The 20,934-nt window shown below is 67.9% G+C and carries 17 protein-coding genes; 7 read left to right on the top strand and 10 right to left on the bottom strand.

Annotation, left to right across the window (positions count from 1 at the left end; all coding sequences use genetic code 11):
• Positions 1–31: 31 nt before the first annotated feature.
• Genes BLW05_RS27510 through BLW05_RS27540 form a run of 7 tightly spaced genes read left to right on the top strand, consistent with a single transcriptional unit; the run spans position 32 to position 8,113 of the window.
• Complete coding sequence (locus tag BLW05_RS27510) at positions 32–1,198, top strand: acyl-CoA dehydrogenase family protein (protein ID WP_093166746.1); 1,167 nt, start codon at positions 32–34, stop codon at positions 1,196–1,198.
• Between the two features lie 17 nt (positions 1,199–1,215).
• Positions 1,216–2,415, top strand: coding sequence for an acyl-CoA dehydrogenase family protein (locus tag BLW05_RS27515; RefSeq protein ID WP_093166747.1), 1,200 nt, complete (start codon positions 1,216–1,218; stop codon positions 2,413–2,415).
• Between the two features lie 33 nt (positions 2,416–2,448).
• Positions 2,449–3,360, top strand: coding sequence for an SDR family oxidoreductase (locus tag BLW05_RS27520; RefSeq protein WP_093166748.1), 912 nt, complete (start codon positions 2,449–2,451; stop codon positions 3,358–3,360).
• A gap of 14 nt (positions 3,361–3,374) precedes the next feature.
• Positions 3,375–4,340, top strand: a complete 966-nt coding sequence (locus tag BLW05_RS27525) for a Bug family tripartite tricarboxylate transporter substrate binding protein (RefSeq protein WP_256330524.1) — start codon at positions 3,375–3,377, stop codon at positions 4,338–4,340.
• 2 nt (positions 4,341–4,342) lie between these two features.
• A complete protein-coding gene (locus BLW05_RS27530; RefSeq protein ID WP_256330525.1) occupies positions 4,343–5,905 on the top strand; it encodes an AMP-binding protein in 1,563 nt (520 codons plus the stop codon).
• Positions 5,902–7,128, top strand: coding sequence for a CaiB/BaiF CoA transferase family protein (locus BLW05_RS27535; protein ID WP_093166751.1), 1,227 nt, complete (start codon positions 5,902–5,904; stop codon positions 7,126–7,128). The genes BLW05_RS27530 and BLW05_RS27535 overlap by 4 nt, the downstream gene beginning before the upstream one ends.
• Before the next feature lie 31 nt (positions 7,129–7,159).
• Positions 7,160–8,113, top strand: coding sequence for a Bug family tripartite tricarboxylate transporter substrate binding protein (locus BLW05_RS27540; protein WP_177142833.1), 954 nt, complete (start codon positions 7,160–7,162; stop codon positions 8,111–8,113).
• Positions 8,114–8,141: 28 nt separating this feature from the next.
• Here BLW05_RS27540 and pgi read toward each other — a convergent pair whose 3' ends face one another.
• From pgi to BLW05_RS27590, 10 genes are read right to left on the bottom strand one after another with little or no spacing between them, the layout of a single operon-like run.
• Positions 8,142–9,737, bottom strand: coding sequence for a glucose-6-phosphate isomerase (pgi, locus tag BLW05_RS27545; RefSeq protein ID WP_093166753.1), 1,596 nt, complete (start codon positions 9,735–9,737; stop codon positions 8,142–8,144).
• A 28-nt stretch (positions 9,738–9,765) separates the two neighbouring features.
• Positions 9,766–11,229 (bottom strand): glucose-6-phosphate dehydrogenase, encoded by a 1,464-nt coding sequence (gene zwf, locus BLW05_RS27550; RefSeq protein ID WP_093166754.1) that lies wholly within the window; start codon positions 11,227–11,229, stop codon positions 9,766–9,768.
• Between the two features lie 51 nt (positions 11,230–11,280).
• Entirely contained in the window at positions 11,281–12,645 is a 1,365-nt protein-coding gene (locus BLW05_RS27555; protein ID WP_093166755.1) for an NAD(P)/FAD-dependent oxidoreductase, read from the bottom strand.
• A 4-nt stretch (positions 12,646–12,649) separates the two neighbouring features.
• Positions 12,650–13,399 (bottom strand): 2,3-diphosphoglycerate-dependent phosphoglycerate mutase, encoded by a 750-nt coding sequence (gene gpmA / locus BLW05_RS27560; RefSeq protein ID WP_093166756.1) that lies wholly within the window; start codon positions 13,397–13,399, stop codon positions 12,650–12,652.
• A 27-nt stretch (positions 13,400–13,426) separates the two neighbouring features.
• Complete coding sequence (gene eda, locus BLW05_RS27565) at positions 13,427–14,059, bottom strand: bifunctional 4-hydroxy-2-oxoglutarate aldolase/2-dehydro-3-deoxy-phosphogluconate aldolase (protein ID WP_093166757.1); 633 nt, start codon at positions 14,057–14,059, stop codon at positions 13,427–13,429.
• Complete coding sequence (edd, locus tag BLW05_RS27570; RefSeq protein ID WP_093166758.1) at positions 14,056–15,960, bottom strand: phosphogluconate dehydratase; 1,905 nt, start codon at positions 15,958–15,960, stop codon at positions 14,056–14,058. Before edd ends, eda begins: the two co-directional genes overlap by 4 nt.
• Before the next feature lie 36 nt (positions 15,961–15,996).
• Positions 15,997–17,412: a pyruvate kinase gene (gene pyk, locus BLW05_RS27575; RefSeq protein ID WP_093166759.1), complete on the bottom strand. Its 1,416-nt coding sequence runs from the start codon at positions 17,410–17,412 to the stop codon at positions 15,997–15,999.
• A gap of 11 nt (positions 17,413–17,423) precedes the next feature.
• Positions 17,424–19,061 carry an NADP-dependent glyceraldehyde-3-phosphate dehydrogenase gene (locus BLW05_RS27580; RefSeq protein ID WP_093166760.1) on the bottom strand — a complete coding sequence of 546 codons (1,638 nt, stop codon included), beginning with the start codon at positions 19,059–19,061 and terminating at the stop codon, positions 17,424–17,426.
• A gap of 22 nt (positions 19,062–19,083) precedes the next feature.
• Positions 19,084–20,301 (bottom strand): ROK family transcriptional regulator, encoded by a 1,218-nt coding sequence (locus tag BLW05_RS27585; protein WP_093166761.1) that lies wholly within the window; start codon positions 20,299–20,301, stop codon positions 19,084–19,086.
• The gene (locus BLW05_RS27590) at positions 20,298–20,753 is read right to left on the bottom strand and encodes an RbsD/FucU family protein (protein WP_093166784.1); all 456 of its coding nucleotides are present in this window, start codon (positions 20,751–20,753) and stop codon (positions 20,298–20,300) included. The genes BLW05_RS27585 and BLW05_RS27590 overlap by 4 nt, the downstream gene beginning before the upstream one ends.
• Positions 20,754–20,934 lie beyond the last annotated feature (181 nt).

Below are 20,934 nucleotides of genomic sequence, written 5' to 3' on the forward strand. Positions count from 1 at the left end.
CGGAAACGACAACACACGGAGAGACACACCCATGGACTTTTCAGTCAGTGACGACCACCGCGCGATCCGCGACGGCGTGAGCGCGGTCGTGCGCTCGTTCGACGACGAATACTGGCTCGCACGCGACGAGGACGGCGAGTTCCCGCGCGCCTTCCATACCGCGATGGCCGATGCGGGCTGGCTCGGCATCACGATGCCCGCCGACTACGGCGGCGCGGGCCTGGGCGTGACCGAGGCGGTGATCATGCTGCACGAGGTCGCGAGCCACGGTGGCGGCATGGCGGCGGCGTCGACGGTGCACATCAACCTCTTCGGTCCGCATCCGATCGTGGTGTTCGGCACGCACGAGCAGCGCCAGCGCTGGCTGCCACGCCTCGTCGAAGGCAAGGACCAGTGCTGCTTCGGCTTCACCGAGCCCGACGCGGGCCTGAACACCACCGCGATCAAGACCTTCGCGCAGAAGGTGCCCGGCGGCTACGTGGTGCACGGCCAGAAGGTGTGGACCTCGACGGCGCAGGTCGCCAACAAGATCATGCTGCTGACCCGCACCACCAAGCTGGAGGACTGCAAGCGGCCCACCGACGGCATCACGATCTTCTACACCGACCTCGACCGCAGCAAGATCGAGGTGCACCGCATTCCGAAGATGGGCCGCAAGGCGGTCGATTCGAATTCGATCTTCATTGATGGCCTCTTCATCCCCGAGGAAGACCGCGTCGGCGAGGAAGGCAAGGGCTTCTCGTACATCCTGCACAGCCTGAACCCCGAGCGGCTGCTGGTCGCCGCCGAGGCGGTCGCGATCGGGCAGGACGCACTGCGCCGCGCCTCCAAGTACGCCCGCGAACGCGTGGTGTTCGACCGCCCGATCGGCCAGAACCAGGGCATCCAGCATCCGCTGGCCGAGCGCTGGATGGCGCTCGAAGCGGCCTGGGCCATGGTCATGAAGGGTGCCTGGCTCTACGACAACCAACAGCCTTGCGGGGCCGAGGCCAATACGGCCAAGTTCCTCGGTGCGCGCGCCGGCTTCGATTCGTGCATGCAGGCGGTGCTGACGCACGGCGGCTTCGGCTACGCGAAGGAATACCACGTCGAGCGCCTGCTGCGCGAAGTCACGGTCACGCGCATCGCGCCGGTGACCGAGCAACTGATCCTGTCGTTCATCGCCGAGAAGGTGCTGGACCTGCCCAAGTCCTACTGACAAAAGGGAGAGCCAAGGTGTTCAAAAGAGATCTTTTCAACGCGGACCACGAAGCGTTCCGCGACATGGTGCGGCGCTTCATCGACAACGAGATCGCACCGCATCACGCGCAATGGGAAGCCGACGGCGTGGTGCCACGCGACCTGTGGCTCAAGGCCGGCGAGGCAGGCATGCTGTGCTGCACCGTGCCCGAGCAGTACGGCGGCGCGGGCGCGGACTACCTCTTCGACGTGATCGTGTTCGAGGAGATGGCCCGCTCGGGCTATACCGGCCCGGGCTTCATGATCCATTGCGACCTGGTCGCGACCTACATCGCGAGCTTCGGCTCCGAGGCGCAGAAGAAGAAGTGGCTGCCGCTGATGGTCCAGGGCAAGGCGATCGGCTCGCTCGGCATGACCGAGCCGCACGCGGGCTCCGACCTGAAGGCGATCCGCACCCGCGCGGTGCGCGACGGCGACGACTTCGTGATCTCGGGCCAGAAGGTGTTCATCTCCAACGGCCAGCTCTGCGACGTGATCGTGCTCGCGACCAAGACCGACTCGACCGCGGGCGCAAAGGGCGTCACGCTCTTTCTGGTCGACACCAGCCTGCCGGGCTTCCGTCGTGGCAAGAACCTGCACAAGCTGGGCATGAAGGCGCAGGACACCTCGGAGCTCTTCTTCGACGAGGTGCGCGTGCCCGCGTCGGCGATGCTCGGCGAGGAAGGCCGCGGCTTCGAGCTGATGATGACCAAGCTCGCGCAGGAGCGGCTCGCGCAGGCAATCCGCTCGGCCACGGTGGCCGAGACCGTGATCGACTGGACCATCGAGTACACCGCCGGCCGCAAGGCCTTCGGCAAGACGATCGGCGATTTCCAGAACACGCAGTTCAAGCTCGCAGAGCTGCGCACCGAGGCGGTGGTGGGCCGCCAGTTCACCGACCAGTGCATCCGCCGCTTCATGGCCGGCGAGCTCGATGCGGTGGATGCGGCAATGGCCAAGATGTGGCTGAGCAACATGCACTGCAAGGTGGTCGACGAATGCCTGCAGCTCTTCGGCGGCTGGGGCTACATGTGGGAATATCCGATCGCCCGCGCGTACGCCGATGCGCGCATCGTCAAGATCGCGGGCGGCTCGATCGAGGTGATGAAGCACATCATCGGCCGCCAGCTGTTCGCCAATTTCCGTCCGACCAAGGACCCGGCCGTCAACGGCGTGGCCGGCATCAATCCCGCCTGAGGCACGCTCGACCTCCATCGCAAGGAACGACACATGACCATGATGGCCAACGGCCCCCTCCGCGACGACGCCCTGAAGGGAAAGCGCATTCTCATAACCGGCGGCGGCACCGGGCTGGGCAAGGAACTCGCCCGCAGCTTCGTGTCGCACGGTGCCGCGGTGCACATCTGCGGCCGGCGCGAAGGCGTGCTGCAGGAAGCGGTCGCCGAGCTGCGCGCGCAGGCGGCGCACGGCGGAAGCATCGAACACCACATCTGCGACGTGCGCAGCGCTGAACAGATGGAGGCGATGGTCGAGAAGATCTGGCAAGGCGGCCCCCTCACCGGCCTCGTGAACAACGCGGCGGCCAATTTCATCTCGCCGTCCGTGGAGATCAGCCCGCGCGGCTTCGAGGCGGTCCGCTCGACCGTGATGGACGGTGCCCTGTACGCCACCCTCGCCTGCGGACGCCGCTGGATTGCCCAGGGCTTGCCCGGCTCGGTCGTGAGCATGCTCGTGACATGGGTGTGGACCGGTTCGCCCTACGTGCTGCCTTCGGTGATGGCGAAGTCGGCGATCCACGCCATGACGATGTCGCTGGCCGTGGAATGGGGCCGGCACAACATCCGCGTGAATGCGGTCGCGCCCGGTCCCTTCCCGACCGAAAGCGCCTGGGAGAAGCTCGCGCCGATCCCGAAGGCGAACGTCGGCGCGGCCTCCTCCGAGAAGGTGCCGATGGGCCGCTTCGGCAAGATGCCCGAACTGTGCAACCTGCTGATGTTCCTCCAGTCGGATGGCTGCGACTACATCACCGGCCAGAACATCGCCATCGACGGCGGCCACCACCTCGCGGCGCCCAGCACCTTCGCCGAGATGAATGCCATGACGCCGGAAGACTGGGCCGAAGCCAAGCGCATCGTTCGCGCCCGGGCGGAACAGGAAAAGGCGCAACGCAGCGCTGGTTGATCGACGTGGCACGCATGACCCGCAGAAGAAGCCTTCTAGGTGCGATGGCGCTGGCATCGACATGGCCCTTCGAGATCGCACGCGCGCAAAGCTTTCCCGCTCGGCCGATCACCCTCATCGCGCCTTCGGTGGCGGGCGGATCGACCGATGTGATCTGCCGCGCCATGGCCGACTCTGTCGCTCGCCGGCTTGGTGTGCCGGTTGTCGTGGAAAACAAGGCGGGCGCCGGGGGCTCGCTCGGCGGCCTGGCGCTGGCCTCGGCGCGGCCGGACGGCTATACCGTCGCGCTGCTGCCGCTCGCCACCTTTCGCATGCCCTTGATGCAGAAGATGGCGTTCGACCCGCTGCGTGACATCGCATACGTCGCGGGTCTGGGTGGCTTCGTGTTCGGGCTGGCAGTGAAGGCCGATGCACCTTTCGCACGGTTGAATGACCTGATCGATCACGCTCGAAAGCATCCGGGCGACGTGAGCTACGGTCATGCCGGCGTCGGCTCCACCCCTCATCTCGCGGTGGAGGAACTCGCGCAGAAGACGGGTGTGCAGTTCACCGCGGTCCCGTACAAGGGCTCGAACGAGGCCCTGGCCGCCCTGCTGGGCGGTCAGGTTTCCATGATGAGCGGAACCACCGAGTTTGCGCCGCACGTGCAATCGGGCAAGCTGCGTGTGCTGGCCACGCTCGGTGCAAAGCGCGCGGCGGCCTTTCCAGAGGTTCCGACGCTGCGCGAACTGGGCGTTGATATCGTGAACGAGTCGCCCTTCGGCATTGGCGCGCCGCGCGGCACCGACCCGACCGTGATTCGCACGCTGCACGACGCCTTCACGGCATCGCTGGAGGACCCGGCCGTCAAGGCGGCCTATTCGCGCTTCATGATGCCGATGATCCCCATGAGCTCATCCGAGTACGAGGCCTTCGCGCGTCGCACGGTCGCCGAGGAGCGCACGACGCTGGCTCGACTCGGGCTGCTGAGAACGGAGTAAGGGTGTCCAGTCCTTCCACGTCAATGCTGGACCTGCGCCTGCATGCCAGCAACGCTCCGGGTCGAACAGCCATCGTCTGCGGCGATGTGCGGCTCAGCTACGGGGAGCTCGAAGCGCTGGTGAATCGATTTGCCGGCGTGTTCCGCCATCTGGGGCTGGTGCGTGGCGATCACGTGGCCACATTGCTGAACAACCGGCCCGAAGGATTGGCCGCGGCCTGGGCCGCGTGGCGCTCGGGGCTGTATCTGACGCCGATGTCGACCGCGCTTGCACCGCCCGAGCTGGCCTACCTGGTGGAGGATTCCGATGCCAAGGTGGTGCTGGTCGATGCGTCGCTCGGCGATCTGGCCGGCGCCTTGCCCGACGCGATCGCACGGCCTGTGCATTGGCTGTCGCTCGGTGGAAACGTGGAAGGCTTCGCCGCGCTCGAACCATTGCTCGACGCGGCTTCTCCGGAGCCGCATGCGGACGAGCCGCCCGGCGCGCTCATGATGTACACGTCCGGCACCACCGGCGCGCCGAAGGGGGTGATCCGTCCACTGCTGCCCCGCGAGTGGCGCGGCACGCCGCACTTTGCGGTTGACCTGATCGACCTCTTCCAGGTCGGCGGCGAGGACGTCCGCTATCTCTCGACCGCGCCGCTCTATCACGCCGCGCCCCTGCGCGTCGCGCTGGCCGTCACGGCGGGTGGCGGAACCGTCTTCGTCATGGACCGCTTCGACGCCGATGAGGCTCTGAGCCTGATCGAACGCGAGAGGATCACGCACAGCCAGTGGGTGCCCGCCATGTTCCAGCGACTGCTGGCGCTGCCGATCGAGCGCCGAGCGGCTTTCTCGGCGCCGTCGCATCGCATTGCCATCCACGGCGCAGCGCCTTGTCCGGTCCCGATCAAGCGCGCCATGATCGACTGGTGGGGCCCGATCCTCATCGAGTACTACTCGGGGACCGAAGGCGTCGGCCTGACGCTGATCGACTCCGTGCAGGCACTGCGCAAGCCCGGCTCCGTCGGCCAGGCCCGCAAGGGGGTCGTGCACATCGTCGATGCGGACGGCGGCGAGCTTCCGCCCGGACAGACCGGCGTCGTGTACTTCTCGGGCGTGACGCCCTTTGCGTACTACAAGTCACCGGAGAAGACGCAGGGACGGACGCACGCGAGCGGCTGGCAGACCTTCGGCGACATGGGCTATCTCGATGCAGAGGGCTGGTTGTTCCTGACCGATCGGGTGGACGACATGATCATCTCCGGTGGCGTCAACATCTACCCGCAGGAGATCGAAGCCGTCATGCTCGAGGCTCCGGGGGTCTGGGAATGCAGCGTGATCGGCGTACCGGATGAGCGATTCGGTGAACGGCCGGTCGCCTTCGTCGTGGCTGCCCGCGACGCCGCACACGACACTTGCGCGCTGCTGGAGCGCCTGCGCGCGCATAACCGGGAACGCCTGGGCAAGCTGAAGCAGCCCGATGAGATTCGCCTGGTCGATCACCTCCCGCGCACGCCCACCGGCAAGGTGCTTCGGCGGCAGTTGCGCGACGCATTCGTTTCGAACTCTCCACTGCCGCCATGAGCACCCAACCCCTTTCAGGCCTGCGCGTGCTGGATCTGTCGAAAGTCCTCGCCGGCCCGCTGTGCGCCCAGTACCTCGGAGACATGGGTGCGGAAGTGATCAAGGTGGAGTCGCCCGGCAGCGGCGATGAAACCCGCGGCTGGCCGCCACTGCGCCGTTCCGGCGATGACGCGGCCGGCGCCATCTTCCTGAGCGCCAATCGCAACAAGCGATCCATCGTCATCGACCTGACCCGCGAGTCCGGGCGAGAAGTCGTCTACCGGCTCGCGAGATGGGCTGACGTCGTGATCAGCAGCTTCGGGCCCGGGGTCGCCGCGAAGCTCGCGGTCGACGCCCCGACGCTGCGCGCGCTGAACCCGAGACTCGTCTGCTGCGAGATCTCCGGCTACGGCAGCGTGGGGCCGATGCGCGCCGGCAAGGGCTATGACGTCATCCTGCAGGCATTCAGCGGCATGCTGGCCATCACCGGCGAGCCGGATGGTCCGCCGGTGCGCAGCCCGTTCTCCCCGGTCGATCAAGGCACGGGGCTGCACGCCCTGATCGGGATCCTCGCGGCGCTTCACGAGCGCGACCGCACCGGCGCCGGAGCCACCGTCGAGGCATCGCTGTTCGACACGGCCGTCGGCTTCCTCGGGTACTTCCTCCAGAACTACTGGGAACGCGGCACCGAGCCCGAGCGCCCAGGCTCGGGGCACGAATCGCTTTGTCCCTACCAGGTGTTCGAGACCGAGGACAAGCCGCTGATCCTGGGCGTTGCGAACGACTCCCTGTGGCATCGCTTCTGCGCGATCGCGCACCTCGAAGACATTCGCGACGATCCGCGCTTTGCCACCAACGCCGCGCGGGTCCAGCATCGGGATGAGACCGTGGCGCGTGTCGCAGCGGCCATGCGCCGGCGCAAGCGGGCCGAGTGGCTGTCCGTCCTGGACGAGGCCGGCATCCCCTGCTCGCCGTTGCACACGCTCGGCGAACTGTCGTCGCATCCGCAAGCCACCGAAAGCGGCATGGTGTACGACGCCGTCCATCCGGTTCTGGGCGCGCTCCGGGGCGTGGCCCAGCCGCTGCGCTTCGACGGATCGCGCACGCAGATGCAGCGACCGGCGCCCATGCTGGGCGAGCACACCCGCGAGGTGTTGGCGGAACTCGGCTACACGCCGCTCGAGATCGACGCGATCGCGTCGGGCGGATCGTCAAGCCGAGCACCGGCCCGCACTGATCCATGAAGACTTCTTGCATGCAGGAGATTCCATGCACATGTCCATCCAACGAATCCTGACCGCTCTCCTGGTCGCATGTTCTGCGTTCGCACACGCGCAGACGTATCCATCGAAGCCGATCAAGTTGATCGTGCCCTATGCCGTGGGCCAGGGGACCGACATCGCCTCGCGCTACGTGGCCGACGAGCTGGGCAAGGAACTGAAGCAGGCGGTGTTCGTGGACAACCGCCCCGGTGCGGGCGGCAACGTGGGCGCGCAGCTCGCCGCTCACGCGCCGGCCGATGGCTACACCCTGCTGATCGGAACGAATGCCACGCACGCGGCGAATGCGTTCCTCTACGCGAACCCGGGCTACGAGACGGAGGACTTCGAGCCGATCGGGATGATCGGGGTCCTGCCGCTGGTCTACGTGGCGTCGAACGGAAGTCCCGTCAACAACATCCAGGATCTCGTCCGCGCATCGCAGGCCAAGCCGGATGCGCTGAATGTCGCCATCTCGACGACGACCTGCCGCATGGCGCACGAGCTGTTCAAGCAGCGCGCACAGGCGCCGATGTTCCCGGTCGACTTCAAAGGGAGCGCCCAGGCGCTCACCGCCGTGATCGGCGGCCAGGTCGAGTTCATGGTGGACACGATCACCTCGCTGCGCCAGGCCATCGCGAACGGGCAGGTCAAGGCCCTGGGCGTCACATCGGCGCACCAGAGCAAGCTCCTTCCCGGCGTGAAGTCGGTGGCCGAGCAAGGCGTGCCGGACTATGAACTCGTCGGATGGACCGTGCTCTACGCCCCCAAAGGCGTCCCGGGCGACGTGCGCCGGGCCCTGTCGGAGGCACTGAACAAGGTCGTCGCGCGACCCGAGACGCAGGACAAGCTGCTCCAGCTGGGCATCGAGCCCACGGTCAAGTCCGGCGAGGAGCTCAAGGCCTTCAGTGCGGCGGAAAAGGAAAAGTGGGGCCGGTTGATTCGAGGCGCGGGGTTGAAGGCGTCCTGATCGCCACCGCACCCCGCGGCGGACCCCGTCAGCCGAACAGCCGCTTCATCATCCCCGCGGTCGAGGCATCCAGCCCGTCCGTATTGCCGCCTGCAATGCGGGGCAGCAGGTCGTTGCACAGCGCCTTGCCGAGCTCGACGCCCCATTGGTCGAAGCTGTTGATGCCCCACAGCGCGCCGCTCGTGAAGACGCGGTGCTCGTACATCGCGACGAGCGCGCCGAGAGTGCGAGGCGTCAGCCTGTCGAGCAGCAGCGTGGTGCTGGGCCGGTTGCCGGGAAAGGTCCGATGCCTCGCGACGACTTCCGGCGCGAGCGACTTCGCGGCCGTCGGTGCACGCTCCGCCAAGGCCTGATCGGTTCGCTTGCCGAGCATCAGCGCCTGCGCCTGCGCGAGACCGTTGGCCAGCAGCTTGGTGTGCTGGTCGGCCAGGTCGTGCGTCGGGTGCTTCACCAGCACGAATTCGACCGGGATGACGTCGGTCCCCTGGTGCAGCATCTGGAAGTAGGCGTGCTGGCCATTGGTGCCCGGCTCGCCCCAGACCACCGGGCTGGTCGCGAAGGGCAAGGCGTTGCCATCGAGGTCGACGCACTTGCCGTTCGACTCCATCTCCAGTTGCTGCAGGTACGCCGGCAGCCGCTTGAGCCCCTGGTGATAAGGCGCGACGCTGCGGGTCGTGAAGCCGTGGAAGTTGCGATACCAGACATCGATCAGTCCCAGGAGCACCGGCAGGTTCTTCCCGAGCGGTGCGGTGGCGAAGTGCCTGTCCATCTCGTGGGCGCCGGCCAGCAGCGCGCGGAAGTTGTCCGCGCCGATGGCCAGGGCAATCGGCAGGCCGATGGCCGACCACAGCGAGTAGCGCCCGCCCACCCAGTCCCAGAAGCCGAAGGTGGTGTCGATGCCGAAGGCCGCCGCCGCCTCGACGTTGGTGGTCGTCGCCACGAAGTGCTTCGCCGTGTCGGTGCCGCCGTTGGCCACGAACCAGGCCTTGGCCGCATGGGCATTGGCCATGGTCTCCTGCGTCGTGAAGGTCTTGCTCGCGATGACGAACAGCGTCTCGGCCGGATGCAGGTGGCGCAGCACCGAGGTGATGTCGTGGCCGTCGACGTTGGAGACGAAGTGAAAGCGCAGCTCCGGGTGCACGAAGGCCTCGAGCGCCGGCACCACCATCTGCGGCCCGAGGTCGCTGCCGCCGATGCCGATGTTCACGATGTGGCGGATGCCGCTGGCCCGGGTGTCGCGCACCGACTCGGCATACGCGAGCATCGCATCGAGTACGGCATGCACCTCGTCGCTGAAAGGGCCCTCCCCTCGCGGCGCACGCAACGCGGTGTGCAGCACGGCGCGGTCCTCCGTGGTGTTGATCGCGGCGCCGGCGAGCATCGCGTCGCGCCGCTGTTCGAGTTCGCACCCGCGTGCCAGCTCGAAGAGCAGACGCAGCGTCTGGGCATCGACGAGATTTTTCGACAGGTCGGCGAAGATGCCCGGCGCCTCGAAGGAGAGCGCCTGGAAGCGGCCAGGGTGGCGGGCAAAGGCGTCACGCAGATCGAAGCTGCGGCCTTGCGAGTCATAGTGGTCGCCAAGGGCGCGCCAGGCCTGGGTCTGATCGCAGCGAAGGGTGTTCATGGTGTGTCTCCGATCGGGGTTGCGGAACTCAGGATTCCTCGCGCCAGGCCGCGCCGTCGCGCCCGACGAGTGCGCTGGAGGCGGCAGGCCCCCATGAGCCCGCGCCGTACGGCCGGGGCATCTCACCGGACGACTGCCAGCCGTCGAGGATCGGCTCGCACCATTGCCACGCGGCGTCCAGCTCGTCCCTGCGCATGAAGAGCGTCAGGTTCCCGCGGATGGCGTCCAGCAGCAGGCGCTCGTAGGCCTCCATCGGCCGCTGCTTGAACTGCTCGGCGAAGTCCAGGTTCAGGCCGACGGGCCGGAGGTTCATCGTGTCGCCCGGCACCTTGGCCATCATGAAGAGCTTGAGTCCCTCTTCCGGCTGGAGCTGGATCACCAGCTGGTTGCCGAGCGTCTCCTTGCCCGCCGAAGGAAAGATCGAATGCGGCACGCTGCGGAAGTTGACGACGATCTCGGCCACGCGCTCGGCCATGCGCTTGCCGGTGCGCAGGTAGAACGGAACGCCCGACCAGCGCCAGCTCTCGAGTTCGGCGCGGATGGCCACGTAGGTTTCCGTCGCGGTGTCGGGCGGAATGCCGGCTTCCTCGAGATACCCCGGCACGGCGGTGCCGTTGACTGTTCCCGCGCGGTACTGGCCGCGCACGGTGCACGCGCCCACGTTGGCGCGCGTGATGGGCGCGAGCGCGCGCAGGACTTTCAGCTTTTCGTCGCGAACCGCATCCGGGTCGATGGAGGTCGGCGGTTCCATCGCGACGATGCACAGCAACTGCAGCAGGTGGTTCTGCACCATGTCGCGCAGCGCGCCGGTGCGGTCGTAGAAGTCGCCCCGGGTCTCGACGCCGACCTGCTCGGCGATGGTGATCTGCACGTTGCGCACCCAGGTGCGGTTCCACAGCGGCTCCAGCAGTGCGTTGGCGAACCGCAGCGCCAGCAGGTTCTGGACGGGCTCCTTGCCCAGGTAGTGGTCGATGCGGAAGATCTGCGGCTCGGTGAAGACGCTGCCCACGTCCTCGTTGATCTTCCGCGCGGAGGCCACGTCCCGCCCGAGGGGCTTCTCCAGCACGACGCGCGAGTTCGCGTCGACCAGCCCGGCGGCCGCGAGGTTCTTGCAGATGGGCGCGAAGAAGTCCGGCGCGGTGGACAGGAAGAAGACCCGCACCTCGGCCGGCGAGCCTTTCAACGTCTCGGCCACCGCGCCGAAGTCCTGCGGCGTGTTCGCCTCCACCTTGGCGTAGTCCAGCCGCTCGGCGAATGTGGCGAAGGTCGCCTTGTCGATGTCGGCGGCGGGCACGAACTTGTCGAAGCTCGCTTCCACCTTGGCGATGAACTCGGCCCGGCTCAGGGTCTCGCGCGCGAGGCCCAGGATGCGGCCATGCGGCGGCAGGTCGCCCTCGCGGTGACGGAAGTACAGGGCGGGGAGCAGCTTGCGCATGGCAAGGTCGCCGGTGCCACCGAACAGGAGCAGATCGAATGAATTGACTTTAGGCATGTTTGGGTTCCTTCTTGCTTGAGAGGTGCGCACGAGGGTCGCTTCGGGCGCTCAATGCAACTTGACGTGGGGTTCGGTGCGGCGCGTGATCGTCCGCGCCAGCGTTTCGAGCGCGACCTTGGGGAAGCCGTGCAGCGCGAGCTCGTGCATCTTGTAGAGCGACACGTACATCAGGCGGGCGAAGAGCCCTTCGATCATCACGCTGCCGCCGATCAGGCCGCCCATCATGTTGCCCACCGTGCTGTACTCGCCCAGCGAGACCAGCGATCCGAAGTCGCGGTAGCGGTAGTCGCGCAGCGGCTGTCCAGCCCTGCGTCGGCGGATCTGCTTGAACATGTGCGAGGCCTGCTGGTGCGCCGCCTGGGCGCGCGGCGGAACGAAGCCGCCCTTGCCTTGATTGGCTTCGGGCCACGCGCAGGCCGCGCAATCGCCGATGACGAAGATGTCGTCGTCGCGGGTGGTCTGCAGCGTCGGCTTCACCACGAGCTGGTTGATCCGGTTGGTCTCGAGGCCCGCGATGTCCTTCAGGAAATCCGGCGCCTTCACGCCGGCCGCCCAGACGATCAGCTCGGCCGGCAGCATGCTTCCATCCGCCAGGCGCACGCCCGTGGCCTCGACGCCGGCCACCTTGGCATCGGTGTAGACCTTGACACCGAGCTTGGCGAGGAGGTCCTCCGTCGCCTGGGAAAGCCGCGGCGGCAGCGCCGGCAGCACGCGCGGCGCGGCCTCGATGAGCATGACGCGGATGTCCTTGTCGGCATCGACACGGTCCAGCCCGTAGGCCACCACCTCGCGCGTGGTGCGGTGCAGTTCCGCCGCCAGCTCGACGCCGGTCGCGCCGGCGCCGATGATGGCCACCTGCAACTGCTCCGGACGCAGCGCGGCGCTCTGGGCGTGCCCGCGGATGCACGCATTGACCATGCGCGAACGGAAGCGCAGCGCGTCGGCGGCCGATTCGAGCCGCATCGCATGCTCGCGCACGCCGGGTGTGCCGAAATCGTTGCTCTGGCTTCCGACGGCGATGACCAGGGTGTCATAGCCGAAGACACGCTGCGGCGTGACCTCCTGTCCCTCGTCGTCCACGTAGGGCGCGACCAGGACTTCGCGCCGCTCTCGGTCCAGTCCGATCATCTCGCCGACGCGGTAGCGGAAGTGGTGCCAGTGCGACTGTGCAAGGTAGGCGACCTCGTGCGAGCTCATGTCCATGCTGCCGGCTGCGATCTCGTGCAGCTTGGGCTTCCAGACGTGGGTGCGCGTCTTCTCGATCAGCGTGATCGCGGCCTGCTTGCGCCGACCGAGCGTGTTGCCCAGGCGGGTGGCCAGCTCGAGCCCGCCCGCCCCGCCGCCGACGATGACGATGCGGTGCAAGGCGGAATCCGATCCGCCGGAACTCGCACTGTTCGTAGTGGTGGCCATGTCCTCAGGCGCCCGACTTTCCTTGATTGGCCACCGCCTGCAGCGACGCCTTGATCGCCTCCTCGTCGCCGAGGTAGTAGTGCCGCAAGGGCTTGAGGTCGTCGTCGAGCTCGTACACCAGAGGCTGGCCGGTGGGGATGTTCAGTTCGACGATGTCGGCGTCGGACACGTTGTCGAGGTACTTGATCAGCGCCCGCAGGCTGTTGCCATGGGCCGCGATGATCACGCGCTGGCCCGACTGCACGGCGGGTGCGATGGTCGAGTGCCAGTGGGGCAGGAAGCGCGCCACTGTGTCCTTGAGGCATTCGGTCCGGGGAAATCCGCCGGCACCCAACTCGACATAGCGGGGATCGGACGCCTCGATCCGGGGGTCGCCGTCCGCGAGGGGGGGCGGCGCGACGTCGTAGGCGCGGCGCCAGATCTTGACCTGCGCCTCACCGTACTGCGCGGCGGTCTCCGACTTGTTCAGACCCTGCAACGCGCCGTAGTGACGCTCGTTGAGGCGCCAGGAGTGATGCACCGGAATCCACATGCGGTCCATCTCCTCGAGCACGGTCCACAGCGTCTTGATGGCCCGCTTGAGCACCGAGGTGTAGGCCACGTCGAAGTCGTAGCCCTCCTGCTTCAGCAGCCGGCCCGCCGCGCGTGCTTCCGTCAAGCCCTTGTCGGTCAGGCCCACATCGGTCCAGCCGGTGAAGCGGTTTTCCTGGTTCCATGTCGATTCGCCGTGGCGAAGGAGAACGAGTTTCTTCATGATGGGTCCTTGGTTGGAGGGCGTCCGTCAGCTCGCGGCCGGCTGCAGGTGCGCGGTCTCGCGTGCGAGCGTCGTGATGCGGCCCCAGTCCCGATCGGCGACGGCGCTGGCCGGCGTCAGCCACGAGCCGCCGACACAGGCCACGTTGGGCAACGCGAGAAAGTCCGGCGCCGTGGCGGCGCCGATCCCACCCGTCGGGCAGAAGGTCACATCGGGGAACGGGCCGCCGAGGGCCTTCAGCATGCCGATGCCACCGGCCTGTTGCGCCGGGAAGAGCTTGAGCTCGGTGAAGCCCGCTGCGCGCGCCGCGATCACGTCGGAAGGCGTCATCACGCCGGGCAGCAAGGGCAGCGCGCTGTCCCTGGCCGCGGCGACCAGCTCCGGCGTCAACCCGGGGCTCACGCCGAACAGCGCGCCGGCCTTGAGCGCCGCGTCGAAATCCTTCGGCTGCGTGATGGTGCCCACGCCGGTGATCGCGCCCTCGACTTCGTTCGCGATGGCCTCGATGGCTTTCAGCGCCACCGGCGTGCGCAGGGTCACTTCGAGCACGCGGATGCCGCCCGCCACCAGCGCGCGCGCCAAGGGCACCGCGTCTTCCAGCCGGTCGATGACGATGACCGGGATCACCGGTCCGGTGCGCATGATGGTGAGGACGTTCATGCCGTGGCTCCTTGTGCGAATGCGAAATGGTCGTGAACGGGCGCTGCGTGCGCCCCGGTGGTGGACGCGCCGGACTCGGCCGCGTGGAAAGTGACGGCGCCCTCCTCGGCACCCAGGGCGTTGGCACGGAACGCGGCGAACAGTTCGCGGCCCATGCCGTGGTGCGAGTCGCCGAGATCCGCCTCGGCAGGCTTTCGGGCCCGCCACTCGGCGGCGACGACGCGGACCTCGAGCACACCGCGTTCGCCGTCCAGCACGATGAGGTCGCCATCGCGTACCCGTGCGAGCGGCCCTCCGGCGAGGCACTCCGGCGTCAGGTGGATCGCCGCCGGCACCTTGCCGGAAGCGCCGGACATGCGGCCGTCGGTGACCAGCGCGACGCGGAAGCCCTGGTCCTGCAGCACGCCGAGGATGGGCGTGAGCTTGTGCAGCTCGGGCATGCCGTTGGCACGCGGCCCCTGGAAGCGCACCACCGCGACGAAATCACGCTGCAGTTCGCCGCGATCGAAGGCGGCGATCACCGCCTCCTGCGTGTCGAACACGATCGCCGGCGCCTGCACGATGCGGTGTTCCGGCTTCACGGCCGAGGTCTTGATGACGGCGCGTCCGAGGTTGCCGGTGAGCAGCTTCAAGCCGCCATCGGCGCTGAATGGCGCCGACGCCGGTGCGAGGATGGCGGGATCCGCGCTCGCCCGTGACGCGTCGCGCCAGGCCAGCCGGCCGCTGTCGTCCAGGTACGGCTGCTGGCGATAGCGCGCCAGGCCGCCGGCACCGGCCACCGTCAGCGTGTCGCCGTGCAGCAGTCCGGCATCGAGCAGTTCGCCGATCACGTAGCCCATGCCGCCTGCCGCATGGAACTGGTTGACGTCGGCCTTGCCGTTCGGGTAGACGCGGGCCAGGAGCGGCACCACTTCCGAGAGGTCGCGGAAGTCGTCCCAGTTGATGACGATGCCGGCGGCGCGCGCGATCGCGACGAGGTGGATCGTGTGGTTGGTCGAGCCGCCCGTCGCCAGCAGGCCGACGATGGCGTTGGCGATCGCACGCTCGTCGACCACGTGGCCGATCGGCGTGTACTCGGCACCCTCGGCACCGATCTCCGCGGCGCGCTTTGCCGCCGCTGCGGTCAGCGCGTCGCGCAGCGGTGTGTTCGGGTTGACGAAGGCCGCGCCCGGCAGGTGCAGCCCCATCACCTCCATCAGCATCTGGTTGCTGTTGGCGGTGCCGTAGAAGGTGCAGGTGCCCGCGGCGTGGTAGGACTTCTCCTCGGATTCGAGCAGCGCATCGCGGCCCACTTCACCCTTCGCAAAGCGCTGGCGCACGCGCGCCTTCTCGTCGTTCGAGATGCCCGAGGGCATCGGCCCACCGGGCACGAAGATCGCCGGCAGGTGGCTGAACTGCAGCGCGCCGATCAGCAGGCCCGGGACGATCTTGTCGCAGATGCCCAGGCACAGCGCGGCATCGAACATGTTGTGCGACAGCGCCACGGCCGTGGCCATGGCGATCACGTCGCGGCTGAAGAGCGACAGCTCCATGCCGGGCTCGCCCTGCGTGACGCCGTCGCACATCGCGGGCACGCCGCCCGCGAACTGCGCCGTCGCGCCGGCCTCGCGCGCTGCCCGCTTGATGATTTCCGGAAAGCGCTCGAAGGGCTGGTGCGCCGACAGCATGTCGTTGTACGAGGAAACGATCGCCACGTTGGGCCGTCGCATCTCGCGCAGCATGATCTTGTCGCCGGCGGGCGCCGCGGCATAGGCATGGGCCAGGTTCGTGCAGCCAAGGGCCTGCCGGATCGGGCCCTTGGCCCGGGCACGGTCGAGCCTCGCGAGGTAGGTGGTGCGCGATGCCGCACTGCGGCTGCGGATGCGGTCGGTGACCGCGTCAAGCACTGGATGGAGGTTCATGTTGGTCGTCTCGAACGAAGAGGTGGATGCGGGCCTTCAGGCGCGCGCGATGTGCAGCAGGTTGGTGGTTCCGGCCTTGCCGAAGGGCATGCCGGCAGCGATCACGACGATGTCGCCGGGCTCGGCGTAGCCTTCGTTGCGCGCCACGGCGCAGGCCGTCTCGACCATCCCCGGCACGTCGTGGACGTCGTGTTCCACATGCACCGAGTGCACGCCCCAGGCCAGCGCGAGCCGGCGAGCGACGGGCATTTCGGGCGTGATGCTGAGGACCGGCACCACGGGGCGCTCCCGCGCCGCGCGCAGGCTCGTGGAGCCGGACCGGGTGTAGGTGACCATGGCCGCGACCGGCACCAGGCTCGCGGTCTGGCGCAGCGACGAGCAGATCGCATCGGCCACCGTCGCCTGGGGCGTGCTGTGCGATGCGTCGATCACCGTGCGGTAGTGCGGATCGCGCTCCACCTCGGCAATGATGCGGTCCATCATCGCGACCGCTTCCCGCGGGTACTGGCCGGAGGCCGATTCGGCCGACAGCATCACCGCGTCGGCGCCGTCGTAGATGGCCGTCGCGACATCCGAGGCCTCGGCCCGTGTCGGCACCGGCGCGCTGATCATCGACTCGAGCATCTGCGTCGCGACGATCACCGGCTTGCCGGCATCGCGGCAGGACCGCACGATGCGCTTCTGGATGCGCGGCACCTGCTCGGCCGGCATCTCCACGCCGAGGTCGCCGCGCGCCACCATCACCGCATCGGACAGCGCGACGATGGCATCGAGCCGCTCGATCGCCGCGGGCTTCTCCAGCTTGGCGAGCACGCCCGCGCGCCCCTGCACGATCTCGCGCAGCTCCTGCATGTCCTCGGGCCGCTGCACGAAGGACAGCGCCACCCAATCGACACCGAGCGCCAGGCCGAAGTCGAGGTCGGCGCGATCCTTCGCCGTGAGGGCCGAGATCGGCAGAAGCACCCCCGGTACGTTGACGCCCTTGCGCTCCGAGAGGATGCCGCCGGCGATGACGGTGGTCTCCGCGAAGTCCGGGCCGCAGGCCTGCACGCGCAGGCGGATCTTGCCGTCGTCGAGCAGCAGGTCGGTGCCGGCCTCGAGTGCCGCGAAGATCTCGGGATGGGGCAGCGGTGCGCGTCGCGAAGTACCCGGCGCGTCATCGAGATCGAGGCGGAACGCGTTGCCGGCGATCAGCGTGACCGGCCCGTTGGCGAAGCGGCCGACCCGCAGCTTGGGCCCCTGCAGGTCGAGCAGGATGGCGATGGGCCGCCCGGTCTCCTGCTCGATGCGCCGCACGATCTCGTGGCGCGCGCGGTGCTGTTCATGGCTGCCGTGGCTGAAGTTGAAGCGGAACACGTCCGCGCCGGCATCGAAGAGCGCCCGGATGGTCTCTGCGTCGGAACTGGCCGGCCCGAGGGTGGCGACGATCTTGGCGTGGCGTTGGCGATGCATGGTTCGCTCCCTCAAAGAATGAAGCCGGTGTTGATGAAGCTGGACTTGTGGTCCTGCACGATGGCGTTGAGCAACTGTTTGCTCGGCTCGGTCTGCTTCGCGGCCACCATCGAGCGGATCGAGAAGGCGCGCAGCGCATCGGCCACCGACAGCGTGCCCTCGGCCGAATCCTTGCGACCGGCAAAGGGAAACACATCGGGGCCGCGCTGGCACTGGCAGTTGATGTTGACGCGGCACACCTGGTTGACCAGTGGGTCGACCAGCGCGCCGATCTGGCCGGGATCGGCGCCGAAGATGCTGACCTGCTGGCCGTGGTCCGAGGTGATGACGTAGTCGAGCGCGGTCTCGACGTCGTCGAAGGGCATCACCGGCACCAGCGGGCCGAACTGCTCCTCGCGGTAGAGCTTCATGCCCTCGGCGACCGGATACACCACGGCCGGGTGGAACAGCGTCTGGCAGAACTCGCCGCCGCCCTCGTTGACGATGCGCGCGCCCTTCGCCTTGGCGTCTTCCAGCGCCTCGGTCATATAGGCCGTGCGATGCAGGCCGGGCAGCGGCGTGATGCTCACGCCGCTCTCCCAGGGCATGCCGATCTTGAGCTTGTCGAGTTCTTCGACGAAGCGCTTCACGAAGCGATCGGCGATCGAGCGGTGCACGATCAGCATCTTGAGCGCCGTGCAGCGCTGGCCGTTGAACGACAGCGCGCCGAGCAGGCATTCCTTGACCGTGAGCTCGATGTCGGCGTCGGGCAGGATGATCGCGGCGTTCTTCGCGTCGAGCCCGAGGATCGCCCGCAGGCGGTGCGACTTCGGATGCTGCTTCTTCAGGTGATCGGCCACCTTGCTCGAGCCGATCAGCGCCAGCACGTTGACCTTGCCCGAGGCCAGCAGGCGCGGCACCACCACGGCACCGGGCGCGTAGATGGTGTTGATCACGCCCGCGGGAAAAGCCGAGCGGAAAGCGTCCAGCAGCGGGTGGAACAGCAGCGTGCCGTACTGCGGCGGCTTGAACACCACGGTGTTGCCCATCAGCAGCGCCGGGATCAGCGTCGCGAAGGTCTCGTTCAGCGGGTAGTTGTACGGGCCCATGCACAGCACCACGCCGAGCGGCGTTCGCCGGATCTGCCCGATGGTGCCCTCGGCGATCTCGAAGCGCGAGCTGGCGTTGTCGAGGTCCTTCAGCGCCTGGATGGTGGCCTGGATGTACTCGACGGTGCGATCGAACTCCTTGCGCGAATCGGCCAGGCTCTTGCCGATCTCCCACATGATCAGGTTCACGATCGGTTCGCGCTGCTGCGCCATGCGGCGCACGAACTCCTGCATGCAGGCGATGCGCCTGGCCACCGGCATCGTCGGCCATTCGCCGCGGCCGTTGGCATAGGCCGCCACCGCGGCGTCGAGCGCGGCATCGCTCTCGGCCTCGCCCATCACCGGGTAGCTGCCGATCTCGACCTGGCGCACTTCGCCGGTGGCCGGATCGCGCGTGCACACCGGCGACAGCACGGTCTTGCTCGGGCCGTGCCATTCGATCAACCGGCCCGCAACCAGGGCGTGACGCTGGTGGACCTGTTCGGCCAGCCGGTACTCGGCCGGGATGTTCTCCAGAGTGGGAAAGTGCTGTGCGAGTTGGGTGCTGCGGTCGGTGGTCATGGGGTCTCCGTGGGGTGGGGGATCAGCGATCGAGCTTGAGGAACAGGTCGCGATCGGGGGCGAAGTTCGCGTACAGCGGCAACATGGCGCCGCCGATCGCGCGTGCATCGGCGCCGATGGCGCCGGCAAGCAGTACGGGACGGGCGATGCCTTCCCAGCTGAAACGGTCCAGCGCGCCGTCGATCTGCGCGAGCACCGCCGCGAGCATCTCGCGGCTGAACGACCCGTCGACGATCACGCCGTCGAGCTCCAGCAGCGCCGTCGCGCTGTGGATGGCCATGGCGATCGCCGGGCTGGCCTGCTGCATCCATTCGCGCGTGACGGGCATCCATGGCGCCTCGACCGCGCGCGTGTCGGCGACGGCGCGCGCGTCGAGCCCCGCCTGTGCATACATCTTCTCGAGCGTGACGAGGGATGCCACGCTCAGCAGCTGGCGAGGCGGTGCGCCATCGGCGCCGCCGAGCCCGAGCGACATCGACCCCAGGGCGCCGGCGTTGCCGGTGGCTCCGGGGCGCAGGTGGCTGTCGATCACGAGCCCCCCGCCGATGAAGGTGTCGATGAAGACGTACAGGAAGGTGCGGACGCTGCGTCCGCGCCCGGCCACCAGTTCGGCCACGCAGGCGGCTGCGGTGTCCTTGACGAGCTCGACCGGCAGCGTCGTCATGGCGGCCACCCGCGCCTGGATATCGATGTCGTTCCACTTGGCGGCCTGCTCCGGCCCCACGCCGAGCAGCGACTGCCAGCCGCCGAGCGACAGCGGCGCCGCGATGCCGATGCCGTACAGCAACTCTGCGCGGTCGGGGCCGAGCGACTGGCGCAAGGTCTTCAGGCGCACGCGGATCTCGTCGAACAGGGTGTCGGGATCGGGGAACTCGTAGGCCAGCGTGAGCCGCTCGCGCACCTGCGCGGTGAAGTCGACCAGCAGCACGTCGAGGCTGCGGCGGCCGATCTTGATTCCGATCGAATACGCGCCTTCGGGATTCAGCGCCATCGGCACCGATGGCTGTCCGATCTTGCCTCGCACCGGCGCGCGCTTGACCACCAGTGCGTCGGCCTCCAGGCGCGAGATGATGATCTGCACCGTCTGCGCCGTGAGATTCGTCAGGCGCGCGATCTCCGCCTTCGGGAGCGGCCCGTGCAGCCGGATGGCCTGCAGCACCACCCGCTCGTTGAACTGGCGCATGCCCACCTGGTTGGAACCGCGCGGGCGCAACCCGTCGGCAGCCTTGGCGTCATTCATGGCACGAGCTCCTTCGCGATCACGCCCTTCCTGAACAGGAAGTTGGCGTAGGGCTGCAACTCGCCCGTCTGCACGATGGCGTAGGCGCCGCGCACGCGCTCGTAGAACGCGAAGCGCTCCACCGGCTCGCACTGGGCGTCCGACGCATCGCCGCGCGAAACCAACTGGCCGATGACCTCGCGCTGCAGGGCCGAGCGATGGCCCTCGGGCGTGTCGCTCACCTGCATGAACGCGACCGGCTGGACCACGGCCGCGTCGAGCGGGAAGACGGACAGGACGGCGGCGCAGGCCTCGCGCATCCCCACGCCGGGCAGGCGCAGGACGGGCTTGCCGCGGCCGAGCGAAGAGGCCGTGAAATTGGCATCGGCCAGGACGATTTCGTCGCCATGCCCCATTTCGCACAGCACCTTGAGCAGTTCGGGGCTCAGGAGCGGATCGATGTTCTTCAGCAAGCTTGTCTCCACGTGCGGGCGGTCGGTGGACCGACTGCGTTTCCTTGATCTGTCGCGCTTGCGACAAGGGAATTATCGGCACTTCATATTAATAAATCAATTGCATTTAGTTAGTGTTCTCCCCTATCCGTGATGGATGAGAAGGCCGGCCAGCCCGACCTCTGCAACCTCGTGCCTGCCA

Origin of the sequence: Variovorax sp. YR216, assembly GCF_900107745.1 — a bacterium.
Lineage (GTDB): Bacteria > Pseudomonadota > Gammaproteobacteria > Burkholderiales > Burkholderiaceae_C > Variovorax.

Coding starts and splice junctions, on each gene's coding strand:
- BLW05_RS27510 (WP_093166746.1), top strand. CDS start 32: ATGGACTTTTCAGTCAGTGACGACCACCGCGCGATCCGCGACGGCGTG.
- pyk (WP_093166759.1), bottom strand. CDS start 17,412: ATGCATCGCCAACGCCACGCCAAGATCGTCGCCACCCTCGGGCCGGCC.
- BLW05_RS27535 (WP_093166751.1), top strand. CDS start 5,902: ATGAGCACCCAACCCCTTTCAGGCCTGCGCGTGCTGGATCTGTCGAAA.
- BLW05_RS27580 (WP_093166760.1), bottom strand. CDS start 19,061: ATGACCACCGACCGCAGCACCCAACTCGCACAGCACTTTCCCACTCTG.
- pgi (WP_093166753.1), bottom strand. CDS start 9,737: ATGAACACCCTTCGCTGCGATCAGACCCAGGCCTGGCGCGCCCTTGGC.
- BLW05_RS27525 (WP_256330524.1), top strand. CDS start 3,375: ATGACCCGCAGAAGAAGCCTTCTAGGTGCGATGGCGCTGGCATCGACA.
- BLW05_RS27555 (WP_093166755.1), bottom strand. CDS start 12,645: ATGGCCACCACTACGAACAGTGCGAGTTCCGGCGGATCGGATTCCGCC.
- BLW05_RS27520 (WP_093166748.1), top strand. CDS start 2,449: ATGACCATGATGGCCAACGGCCCCCTCCGCGACGACGCCCTGAAGGGA.
- edd (WP_093166758.1), bottom strand. CDS start 15,960: ATGAACCTCCATCCAGTGCTTGACGCGGTCACCGACCGCATCCGCAGC.
- gpmA (WP_093166756.1), bottom strand. CDS start 13,399: ATGAAGAAACTCGTTCTCCTTCGCCACGGCGAATCGACATGGAACCAG.
- eda (WP_093166757.1), bottom strand. CDS start 14,059: ATGAACGTCCTCACCATCATGCGCACCGGACCGGTGATCCCGGTCATC.
- zwf (WP_093166754.1), bottom strand. CDS start 11,229: ATGCCTAAAGTCAATTCATTCGATCTGCTCCTGTTCGGTGGCACCGGC.
- BLW05_RS27540 (WP_177142833.1), top strand. CDS start 7,160: ATGTCCATCCAACGAATCCTGACCGCTCTCCTGGTCGCATGTTCTGCG.
- BLW05_RS27585 (WP_093166761.1), bottom strand. CDS start 20,301: ATGAATGACGCCAAGGCTGCCGACGGGTTGCGCCCGCGCGGTTCCAAC.